Source organism: Binatus sp. (SeqCode), assembly GCF_049584895.1.
Lineage (GTDB): Bacteria > Desulfobacterota > Binatia > Binatales > Binataceae > Binatus.
This window is the reverse complement of sequence record NZ_JBAUYR010000127.1, coordinates 23,701-34,445: the sequence shown is the minus strand read 5'-3', so window position 1 is coordinate 34,445 and position 10,745 is coordinate 23,701. Positions and strand designations below refer to the sequence as shown.

The following is a 10,745-nucleotide window of genomic DNA, read 5'->3' as shown; positions in this document are numbered from 1 at the left end:
AGCCGTGGGTGGTGATTCCGGACACGGTTACCGACGCTGAAATTCAGCAGTACGGTCAGTTCCTCGAGCAGCAGCAGTCGCTCTATCACTTCCCGGAAATCATGATCGAACTCGGCAACGAGAACTGGAACGGACTGTTCCGCGGCGCGGGGATCGTCTCGGCTGCAAGCTACGGTTTGGTCGCCGAGCGCGACTTCACCCTGCTGCAGGAAGCGGCCTCGAACGATCCGACGGTGAAGATGGTCGGTGGCGGGCAGTACGGCAATCCCAACCAGGTGCAGCAGGTGGCGGAGAATATTCCATCAGCGCCATATATCGCGGCCGCGCCGTACTTCTGGGGATGCCAGGACACGGGGCAGTCTACCAGTACCTATCTGACCGAGATGTTCAACGACGGATGGTCGAACCCGGCCAACGAGATGATTCCGATTGCCGAGGGCTTGAAGCCCGGGCAGACCGCGGTGACCTACGAGGAGAATCTGACCACCACCGGCGGCAGCGCGACCACCGCCGAGCGGATGCCGATACAGGCAGGCTACGCCTCGGGCGGCGCGCTCGAGCAGCAGATCCTGCGGGTGATGAACTCGGGCTTCAGGATGCAGAACGTGTTCGCCTTCGAGCAGCTCCAAATCAACGGGCAGGACGGAGTGTACGGCTACACCGGCCAGTGCGACGCCAACCCGCCCAGCGGCACCAACGTGCCGTTGTGGGGGCTCGTCCACGACCTCAATGCGTCGAGCAACCTGATCCGGCCGACAGGCTTGGCGGTCGAACTCGCCAACCTGGCAATCGCAGGTGACTTCTACCCGGTCAACACCTCGATGTACCCGAACGTCACCGGCGCTGCCTTCCTGACGTCGGGCAAATGGTCGGCGCTGTTCAGCAACGGCACCGGTTCGAGCCAGACGATCGTGGTCACCTTCCCGTCGTCGGGCATAGTTCCGGCCACGATGCGGCAGTTGTCCTACACCAGCGGACCGACCGACATGAACGAGTCATCGCCGCTGGTCACGATTGGCACCGGCAGCGTAACCAGCCTCGGCAACAACCAGGTCTCCGTCACTCTCCCTGCTTGGGGCGCCGTCGCCCTCACGCCCTGACTTGAACCTCTCGCCTTAGCTATCGCAAAAGTAGCTCAGCGGCACTGTTTCGTGTTTGCCCCTTTTCTGATCAGGCAGTCCTACAAAAAGACTCTACAACATACCTATAGCCAATTAATCTGGCCTATAGGTAGAAGAATTAGCCGCTTCAGTAGGGCTAAATCGTTATGATCGACCTTCTAGTAGTCCTTTGGCAACCGCTCAGTTTTAGACGGTAAGAGACGAAAAATTCAAGCTAGATTCGCTAAAACATTGAGAACAGAACCACCTTGGTTAGTCGTCACAAAAATTTTGCTACGCCACGTTCAATTTGACGTTCAAAATCCCGTGACCCAAATCCGCCGTTATGATTACCTAAATCTAGCTTAGAAATTTGGGCCTATCTTCTAAAGGAGCACCTCACAACACAAATCGCCGACCTTGGGTATATTCCTACAAACTTGAAGACAACATTACCCATTCCGGAGATGGACCAAAAGCTCCTCTCGGGTTCATTCGGTCCGGATAAAACGAAAGGAGTACAGGGACATGAAGACAAATTCAAGCCGCCAGCATGAAGACGCCGTCACCATCCTTCGCACCAGCCTGAGCCGTTTCAATCTGCCGGTAGAATTGGTCGAGGAATTGATCGAACGGCACATAGTAGTGGCTTTTGAGAAGGGTGCGCTCGCATTCTATGAGGGAAACACCGATGGAATGCTAGCGTGCATTTTGAGCGGCTACGTCAATGTTTATTGCCCCGTGGGAGACGGAAACCGCACCTTGGTACGATTAGCAGGGCCGGGCGAGGTTATTGGCTATCCTGACTATATCGATGAAAAAGGCCGTCACGCACGTCTGTTCGAAGCCCAAGTTGCCACCAAATGCACACTCGCGCTTTTCAGTCGCGACCACGTTGTACGGCTGCTCGCCAGTCTTCCTACCGATGTGCTGATTTCGATTATCGCATCGCTGAATACCTTCTGGTCCGAGAATCTCCGGTTCTTCGCCACCTTGCTGAATCTCCCGTTCTGGAATCGCCTCACAATTGTTATGAGCGATTTGGCGAAGCGGGCAGGGGTCAAGGACGCGGACGGGATCATCCTGATTCCCGAAATCGGCCATGAAGGCCTGTCGGAGATGATCGGCTGCTCGCGCCCGATGGTCACGCGGCTGATAGCCGAGATGGTCCAGTCCGGGCTGCTCGCGCGCCGAGGAAAGCAATACGTGCTGCTGAAGAAGTGGGACTTTAACGAAAGCAGTCCCAGTTTCCGCAAGGCGGCTCGCCGGCTGGAAGCGGTGTCTTTGGGAAGACCTTCGGCCTTGGGAAGATCCTCGACTCCCACGCAGCCGACAGGCGCGTCAAGTCGCGGGGTCGTGTCGTACGCGGCACGAGGCTCCAACTAAAGTTCGAGCTCGAGTCCTCGTCTTTCGTGACCTGATTTCGCAGAGCTGCAACTGGGCGCGAGAAAGGTCTCCTTGGAAGGGGAGGCCGATTCTCGCGCTCATGATACCCGCCTTGCTCTAATGCCGGAAACCTGACCTTGCCTCAATTTGAGGTCAGTATGCACCGTAATTTCGCCCTCGGACGATCACGGTGCACATCAGTGCCCGCAGAAATTTGAAACAAACTCAGTAGGTTCTGCGTGACTCGCGGTTGGGGGAATTGCGATTCACGCCGCGGAGGGTCTGGCCAAATCCAAGTCGGGAAAACCGGAGGTTGGTAAGCCGTTGAAACGGAGTCGGATCGAGCATTGGGAACTCGGTAGTGTTCTCACTATCACCGAGGTCGCCGATATATTGCGGGTGCATCCCACTACCATCTATCGCCTGGTAAAGCGCGGCGAACTCCCCGGCTTCAAGATTGGCGGCTGCTGGAGGATTAACCGGGCCTCTCTCGATAAATGGCTATCAGGTGAAATAACGGGACATCCTTAGGACGTCAGCTCAGAGTAGCGAGCAGCTTCTCGAGGCGGACCGGGTCGACCGGTTTCGTCAGATGAAGATCAAAGCCTGCCTCGAGAGCCGCTTTCTGATCTTCCTCGCGTCCGTATCCGGTAATCGCGACCAGCACGGTTTTGCCCACGTCGGGCAGTTGGCGCCAGCGGCGCGCAACCTCGTATCCGTTCATTTCGGGAAGGCCGATATCGATCAGCGCAATATGCGGTTGAAATTTGCTGGCGAGCTCAATCGCGGCCGGTCCGCTTTGTGCGATTGCCACTTCGTGGCCCCAAAGTTCCGCGAGCTCAGCTTCCGACTCCGCAGTATCAATGTTGTCGTCGACGACGAGAACTCGACGAACCGCCGATTCACTCGATCGAAGTTCCGGAGAACTTTCTGCAGACACTTTATTCTCCACCGGTTGATTCACCGGACCGTTCCGAGCTCTGTCCTCTCGCATAATCGGCAATTGAACTCTGAATTCGCTGCCTCTGCCAAGTCCCTCACTGTAGCTTTCGATGCTGCCGCCATGTAACTCCACCATCCGCTTTGCAACGCTCAACCCGATTCCCAGTCCTCCCGCCGTCCGGTCCAGCGAAGGGTTGGCCTGGAAGAACATCTCAAATAGCTGCGGCATCGACTCCGGCGCAATCCCGATTCCGTTGTCGCGCACCGTTATGATCGCGTGATCGTCCGAGTGCCCAACGACGACCACGATCTCGCCCCCTGGGGCAGTATATTTGGCAGCATTCGATAGAAGGTTCGCCGCGACTTGTTCGAGTCGCACCGGGTCCGCCATGACCCGAACTGGATCCGAGGGAAGGAACAACGACAGCTTCTGCTTCCGATCGTCGAACAGGTGGCGGGACTCTTCGATCGCAAGACTCACCGCCTTGACCAAATCGACCGGTTGCTTTCTGAGTTCGATGTGGCCGCTTTCGATGCGTGCGATCTGGAGCAAGTCGTCCACCAGCCGCACCAGCCTCTCAATCTGTCGCTCGATCATGTCGAGTTGCCGGGCATTCACTCCCGTTCCGTCGCGGCGCAGCAACTGTATTCCGTTGCGGATCGGAGCCAACGGATTTCGGAGTTCGTGCGCAAGGGTTGCCAGGAAGTTGTTCCGGCGACGGTCGGCTTCCGCCTGTTTCTTTTTGGAAATCTGGCGATCCGAAATATCCTCGATCGCGAGCAGGATGAGCTGATCGCGACCATTCTGGGCATGCAGCCGGTGAGCGTTCAGCAGCATTGTTTTCTCGCCGATCTCGCGAAAATCGTGGGTAACTTCGAAATCCCGCATCGGGCTGCTGCCTTTGGGCAGGACTCCCTCGAGCAGCTCGCGGAGCTCGGGAATGTTCCATTGGCCGTTTCCGAGATCGTAAAGATACCGCTGCAGCGTATCCTGCGGGAGAAGATGAAACGTTTGGTAAAACTGGTGATTGGCTTTCTGAATCCGCAGGTTGCCGTCGAGCACCAGCAGCGCCTCCCGGAGCGTTTCCGCAACCGCGTCCTGATAACTACGCGAGTGCCGAAGTTCATCGTTTAAATCGGTCAGCTCGCGATTGCGGTTGCGCAATTCCTGATTGGTGACTCCAAGCTCCTCGTTGGCTGATTGCAGTTCTTCCTTGGCGGTCTCGAGTTCCTCGTTAGTGCTGAGAAATTCCTCGTTGGCGGAGAGCGCCTCCTCATGCGCGGATTTCATTTCTTCGGTCGCCGCTTCATGTTCTTCGACGGTTGCCTGCAGGTACTCTCGCGTCGCCTCGAGTTCTCGCCGCAGGCTGGCGAGCTGATGGTCTTTCTCACTCTGCTGCGCCGAGCCCGCGCCCAAGAGCGAGGTGTACAGGCGCACCAGCAATCCCTCGCGGCCCGATTCGGATCGACCGGCCGAGGCTTGATCGAAAATAATCAGGAAGTAGTGCGACTCGATGCCGGCCAGCTTGACCGGAATTACTTCGATACTGATTTCATGGTCTTCGCCGGGCAACTCGACGCGCACGCGTTCCCTGCGCACGGGCCGTTCCGTTGTTTGCGCTTCGTGGATCGCCGGCGAAAGCTCAACCAGCAAGCCCGGACGGCAAATCTTTTCCAGGTTCAGGCTCGCGATCCCGCGCGAATGCTCCAGGTAGCGGCTTGTCTCCCCATGGAAATACAGGACGTTGAGAGCGTCATCGATGAGAATTGAAGCTGGAGCATAGCGGGCAAGCAGCAGGCGCTCGGTCTCTCTCTGCACGCGCTCGCTTTCGATCTGTGCCGGCTTGACGGCAGCTATAGTCTCGGCAGCGCCCGGCCGCGCGGTCGCTCCGCTGGTCGAAAACCCCGGTACGACCTGGGACGGCACCGGCTGCCGCCGATAAATCTGATGCTTGCCGTCGAAGAGTCGAAAAAATTGCGTTGACCTGCCGATCGTTTCCGACGGACCGAGGATCAGGAACCCATCCGGATTCAACGAATAGTGGAAGAGCGGAATGATCTGCTGCTGCAAGGTCTGATCGAGATAGATCAGAAGATTGCGGCAACTGACCAGATCGAGCCGCGAAAACGGCGGATCGCGGGTCAGGTCATGGCGGGCGAAGACGCACAGGTCCCGAACTTTCTTGGAAATCTGGTAGTGACCATCCAGCTTTGTGAAGTGGCGTTCGAGCCGCTCTGCTGAAACTTCGTCCGCGATGCCATCGAGGTAAATGCCGGTGCGCGCCTTCTCGATCGCCGCGTCGCTCAGGTCGGTACCGAAAATCTGAACCCGCGTCGAAGCCACGCGGTCGCCCAGATACTCCAGCAGAACGATCGCGAAAGAGTAGGCTTCTTCCCCGGACGAACAACCTGGAACCCAAAATCGAATCGGGTCCTGGCTGGAGCGGCGATCGAAGAGCGCAGGAAAAACTGTCGCCGATAAAAACGCAAATGTTTCCGGATCGCGGAAAAATCCGGTGACACGAATCAGGAAGTCCCTCGCCAGCGCCTGAACCTCGTCCGGCTCCTGTATCAGCAAGTCGGCGTATTCCGCGAGCCCGTCAATCTGCCGTAAAGCCATACGCCGTGCGAGCCTGCGCTGAACTGTGGTGCGCTTGTATCTCGAAAAATCCGTCCCGTTTCGAGTCTGCAGCAATCGGAAAATTCTGCGCAGCCGGTCCTCCTCCTGCGTGAGGTCGTCGGGCGACCCTGAATGCAAATAGGGATGCTGCGCAATCCGGAGGATTTCCTTGCTGAGATCTTTGGGAGTTCTGACAAAGTCGACGAAGCCAGTGGCGATAGCGCTCTTCGGCATTCCATCGAACTTCGCCGACGCGGGTTCCTGCGCCATCGTGATGCCGCCGACAGACTTGATTTGCTCCAGGCCCTGCGCCCCATCCGAATCCGTCCCCGATAAAACCACCGCAATTGCGCGATGCCCGAGCTGCTCGGCCAGCGATCGAAACAGAATGTTGACGGGCTTATGCGGGCGTTCCTCGCCGTCGCGCGAACGCAGCCGCAAGACGCCATCGGCGACGGTCATGATGGTGTTGGGCGGAATCACGTAAAGGTGATCCGGCCGCAGTATCGCGCCATCCGCCGCGGTCTCAACGGTGAACGCGGCCTTCTTCGCTAGCAGCTCGGTCAGGAAACTCTCGTGCACCGGATCGAGGTGCTGCACGAGCAGAAAAGCGATCCCGGTTGTGGCCGGCAGCTCCGCGATCATTTCGGAAACGGCTTCCAACCCCCCGGCTGAAGCGCCGATTCCGACGACCGGGAAAGATTTATCGGAGGTGTCTGTCATCAACCTGCTCGCGCGGTCGCCACCTCCCTCAAGGCAAGACCGGCTCGTGTCAACTGGTCACAATTTAGAAACTAATACTTTCGCTAAACAATGAACAGCGCTCTGGTGATGACGACGCCGTAGGTAATTCCTGCAAGAGAATTAGCCGACGAATTTTTTTCACGACTCACGATCGTCAGCCGCAGCGTCCTTCGAAATCGCCAACTTCATTAACAAGGGCAAAGGATTCGTTTGATTAATGCTTGGCAGCATCGTTGCAATGAATCTTTAAGCCAAAGATTACGATACCCATCAGATTCAAGGAGTCCAGGCGATGAAGAAAAGTGTATCGAACGCGATGTTCGCGGCTGCATTGTCGTTTGCTGTTTCCTCATTCACCTCGAACGCCTTCGCACAGGGTGCCGGTGGCACTGCTGCTGGAACCAATGCTGGTACCAGCGCAGGCAACGCGGGCGTTAAGGGATCAGGCGGTATCGGAGCAGGCGCTGCCGGCTCAGGTTTATCCGCCGGTCCCAGCGGCAGCATTGCTGGTCCGGGAAGATCTGCCCCGGACAAATCGGCCACGGTCGGCGATGCGGGAAATAGCGGAACTAATCCGGCGACCGGCACCTACAGTAACAACGGCGCCCCGATGAACCCGTCGTATTCCAATTCAGGAAATTCGAACTCAACCAGTACGACCCCGAACTCAGACTAAGGAGAACGAGCTATGGCAGATATCGTGGAAAAAGTTGAAGACTATGTGACCAGCTCGAAGATCTCGACTCGTCTGCTGATGGACAAGCTGAGCGAGTTCCTGGCGGTCGAGCGCGGCGGCATCAAGCTCTATCAGGCTGCGCTTCAGATCGTTCAGGACCGTGAAGTGTCGCAGAAGTTTCGGGAATTTTTCGAACAAACCAAAAAGCATGAGGCTATTCTGACCCGCGTCATCCGCGAACTCGGCGGAGACCCCGAGCACCTGAGCCCCGGTGCCGCGATGGCCGAGAAGAAAGCTAAGTCGCTGCTCGAGACCATGACGAATTCAGATGGACTCAACGGGCGAGCCGCTGAGCTCAACGCGATCGAGAACATCGTAATCGCCGAGACCAAGGATCATGCGGACTGGGAAATGATCGGCAAGATCGCGCGTCGAAGCGATAACGAGAAGATTCGCAACGTTCTCAAGCCCGCCGCGAGTGAAGTCGAGCCCGAGGAAGACGAGCATCTCAACTGGACCAAGGAGCAGATGGCGCGCCTCGAATTCGAGATGCTGTCCGAGTAATAGCTAGGGATTGGGAACCCGCACATGCCGGTGAAGGTTGTGCCACGTTGCGCGCCTTCCCGGCAGCCTTTTATCCTCCACAGACTCCTTCTAGCGTTTCGGACGTTTCGCGAACGCCTGGTCGAACGCCTTTTCCAGATTGGTGTTGCTGCCGCGGATCTTATCGACTACTTCTTTTGCCCAGTCGAAGTATTCTTGTTTTCGCTTGAGGGACCAACTAGCCGGAGGGTCCTGAACGACATCGCGCAGGTTACAGGTCTTGTCGGCCAGCTTGACCATTCTCGCACGGGGAGAGAGTGATGGAGCGTGTTCCACCTGCCTTCGCTTCCGCACTTCCGAGGGCAAGCTCTTGTCATCGGTGAGTTCCGCCACCAGCTTTGTGATTACCGATCCGAATTCTGTTTTGAGTTCCTTGTTGCTGGTGCAGGTGTCTTCAACCGTGTCGTGAAGGAGCGCCGTCGCGATTATCGTCGGGTCGCTGATATTCGCGGTGCGGACCAACAAATCGGCCAGCGCGATAGGATGGTTGATGTACGGGATCGCCTTAGCGCCTTTCCGCCGCTGATGACGATGTTTGTAGGCCGCAAACGACAAGGCCTTCAGCAATAGCTTTGTATCGGATTGCGCCATAGTCCTCACCCTTGCGCGACAGCACGATTCTTAAGACCCTAATATGCTCTGATCGCGCCCGCAATTGCATCGATTGAAGTTAGTTTCCGGGGGGCCCTTGCTGTCGCGCGGCGATTCAAACAAATGCTAGGAGATGCCGCATGCGGATGAAGCAGCACTTGCTCGTGTCGGCTGTGATGGCCGCGCTGGCGATGATCATTGCAGGCGCCACCGGATGCGCGCGGAAGCCGCCGCCGCCAACTGAGCCCAAGCCGCAAACGATCGATCAACTCAAAGCCGCGATCGCGGACGTGCTCAAGCGTACTCACACGCCTGGATGCGGCTTCGCATTGGTCACAAAGGAAAGCTTGATTTTTGCGGGCGGTGTAGGCAAGGCCGACCTGGCGACGAACCGCGACGTCACCGCGGACACGATGTTCCGCATAGGATCTATCACAAAGAGTTTCGTCGCGCTGTCAATCCTTAAGTTGAATGAAGAGGGCAAGGTTGACCTTCATGCGAAAGTCGCCGACGTCGCGCCCGAAGTGAAAATCGTCAATCGATGGGATGCGACGGATCCTATCAGAATCGTAAACCTGCTCGAGCATACCGCGGGCTTCGACGATATGTTGCTCGCCGAGACCTATGACATGAGCGGTGGCCCTGAGGTGCCGCTGCTGGCGACGTTCGCGAAGTTTCCCGAGCCTCAGGTCGCGCGCTGGCGTCCCGGGACGCTTCAGTCCTACTCGAATGTGGACTACGGCGTCGCCGGTTATATTATCGAGAAGCTCACTTACCAGCCGTGCGAGGACTACATCGCGGATAACATCCTGCGTCCGCTGGGCATGACGCATTCCGACATGCGCCTTACTCCCGACGTGCGTGCCGCGCTCGCGCAGGGCTATCGCGGGAATCCGCCGCTACCTGTTCCCTACTATCCTATTCTGCTGCGCCCCGCCGGCGAGATGAAGGCTTCGGCGAACGAGATGGCGCGATTCGTTCGCATGATGCTCAACCGCGGCACGCTCGACGGCGTCAAGATTGTCAGCCCGGAATCAATTACACGCATGGAGACGCCGGAGACCGGTCTTGCGGCGCGAGCTGGCTTCAAGAACGGATACGGTCTTGGGAACTACGTGACCGTCAGGCATGCGATCGTCACGCATGGACATAACGGCGGCCTCGACGGCTTCCTTTCAGTTTATGCTTATATGCCGGATCAGGGCCTCGGCTATTTCATGTCGATCAATGCGAGCAGCCCGGCGCTCAGCCAGATTGAAAACCTGATTTTCGCCTACGTCACGCGCGAAGTTCCGACTCCGCCCAAGCCTGCCGCCGTACCACTCGATGCTGACGTCCTGGCGGCGACTGGCTTCTACCAGTTTGCATCGCCGCGCAACGAGAAGTTCAAGTTTCTCGACGAGCTGCTGCTCGAAGGATGGACCTACACCCACAACGGCAAGCTCTACCGCCGCGGGCTTATACCTGGTCCCCCGGAGGAACAAATCTATCTAGGCCATCGGCAGTTTCGCGGCGAAAAGGAGTCCGGCGCCAGTGGTGTGTTTTGCACCGACGATGACGGCAACCGTTACGGATGCGGCGAGTTGGCTTGCTTCCGAAAGATCAGTCCGGTCTGGCCGGCGACGCGTCTCATTCTGCTGGTGGGCGCGGTGCTGGCGATGGCGACCTCGATCCTCTTCGCGCTGATCTGGATTCCGCGCAAGTTATTCGGCCGAATGAAGGGCGCCAAATATCTGGCGGTGCGCGTCGTCCCGCTGCTCGCATCGCTAACTTTCCTCGCCACCCTCGTACTGTGGATACACGGAGGCGGGTCGACGTTCGCACTCGCGACGCCCAGCCCGTTTGCGGTCAGCATTTTTCTGCTGACTATTCTTTTCGCGATTCTCTCGGTCGTGGGATTCGTGCTTGCGATTCGTTCGTACAGATATTCGATGAACCGCGCGGCAAGGATTCACTCGATCATGGTCGCGTTCGCATGCATCGGATGGACCGCCTTCCTCGCTTACTGGGGAATGATCGGCCTGCGTTTCTGGACGGTCTAGAATCTCCGCGTCCATTCCGATAACGGTCGATCGCCGTGCGA

At 57.6% G+C, this 10,745-nt stretch carries 8 protein-coding genes; 6 read left to right on the top strand and 2 right to left on the bottom strand.

The window, feature by feature from the left end:
* The 3 genes from WB650_RS21445 to WB650_RS21435 form a co-directional block, all read left to right on the top strand.
* Positions 1–1,100: hypothetical protein (locus WB650_RS21445; RefSeq protein ID WP_423961978.1), on the top strand; the 1,100-nt coding region annotated here is incomplete at its 5' end.
* 528 nt (positions 1,101–1,628) lie between these two features.
* Positions 1,629–2,486 (top strand): Crp/Fnr family transcriptional regulator, encoded by an 858-nt coding sequence (locus WB650_RS21440; protein ID WP_423961976.1) that lies wholly within the window; start codon positions 1,629–1,631, stop codon positions 2,484–2,486.
* 324 nt (positions 2,487–2,810) lie between these two features.
* Positions 2,811–3,017 carry a helix-turn-helix domain-containing protein gene (locus WB650_RS21435; protein ID WP_422305527.1) on the top strand — a complete coding sequence of 69 codons (207 nt, stop codon included), beginning with the start codon at positions 2,811–2,813 and terminating at the stop codon, positions 3,015–3,017.
* A 4-nt stretch (positions 3,018–3,021) separates the two neighbouring features.
* On the opposite strand, the gene WB650_RS21430 is transcribed toward WB650_RS21435, so the two are convergent.
* The gene (locus WB650_RS21430; RefSeq protein ID WP_422305525.1) at positions 3,022–6,771 is read right to left on the bottom strand and encodes a chemotaxis protein CheB; all 3,750 of its coding nucleotides are present in this window, start codon (positions 6,769–6,771) and stop codon (positions 3,022–3,024) included.
* Between the two features lie 313 nt (positions 6,772–7,084).
* Between WB650_RS21430 and WB650_RS21425 the strand changes: the two genes are divergently transcribed.
* Together WB650_RS21425 and WB650_RS21420 are read left to right on the top strand one after the other, a co-directional pair.
* Positions 7,085–7,468, top strand: a complete 384-nt coding sequence (locus WB650_RS21425) for a hypothetical protein (protein WP_422305523.1) — start codon at positions 7,085–7,087, stop codon at positions 7,466–7,468.
* A 12-nt stretch (positions 7,469–7,480) separates the two neighbouring features.
* Positions 7,481–8,032 carry a hypothetical protein gene (locus WB650_RS21420; protein ID WP_422305521.1) on the top strand — a complete coding sequence of 184 codons (552 nt, stop codon included), beginning with the start codon at positions 7,481–7,483 and terminating at the stop codon, positions 8,030–8,032.
* Positions 8,033–8,122: 90 nt separating this feature from the next.
* Here the strand turns inward: WB650_RS21420 and WB650_RS21415 are convergent, their stop codons facing one another.
* Positions 8,123–8,662 (bottom strand): HD domain-containing protein, encoded by a 540-nt coding sequence (locus WB650_RS21415; protein ID WP_422305519.1) that lies wholly within the window; start codon positions 8,660–8,662, stop codon positions 8,123–8,125.
* A gap of 146 nt (positions 8,663–8,808) precedes the next feature.
* Between WB650_RS21415 and WB650_RS21410 the strand changes: the two genes are divergently transcribed.
* Complete coding sequence (locus tag WB650_RS21410; RefSeq protein ID WP_423961973.1) at positions 8,809–10,704, top strand: serine hydrolase; 1,896 nt, start codon at positions 8,809–8,811, stop codon at positions 10,702–10,704.
* Positions 10,705–10,745: the final 41 nt, after the last annotated feature.

Bases quoted from the DNA above. Each gene is read 5' to 3' on its own strand.
- WB650_RS21440 (WP_423961976.1), top strand. From the start codon at position 1,629: ATGAAGACAAATTCAAGCCGCCAGCATGAAGACGCCGTCACCATCCTT.
- WB650_RS21430 (WP_422305525.1), bottom strand. From the start codon at position 6,771: ATGACAGACACCTCCGATAAATCTTTCCCGGTCGTCGGAATCGGCGCT.
- WB650_RS21425 (WP_422305523.1), top strand. From the start codon at position 7,085: ATGAAGAAAAGTGTATCGAACGCGATGTTCGCGGCTGCATTGTCGTTT.
- WB650_RS21420 (WP_422305521.1), top strand. From the start codon at position 7,481: ATGGCAGATATCGTGGAAAAAGTTGAAGACTATGTGACCAGCTCGAAG.
- WB650_RS21415 (WP_422305519.1), bottom strand. From the start codon at position 8,662: ATGGCGCAATCCGATACAAAGCTATTGCTGAAGGCCTTGTCGTTTGCG.
- WB650_RS21410 (WP_423961973.1), top strand. From the start codon at position 8,809: ATGAAGCAGCACTTGCTCGTGTCGGCTGTGATGGCCGCGCTGGCGATG.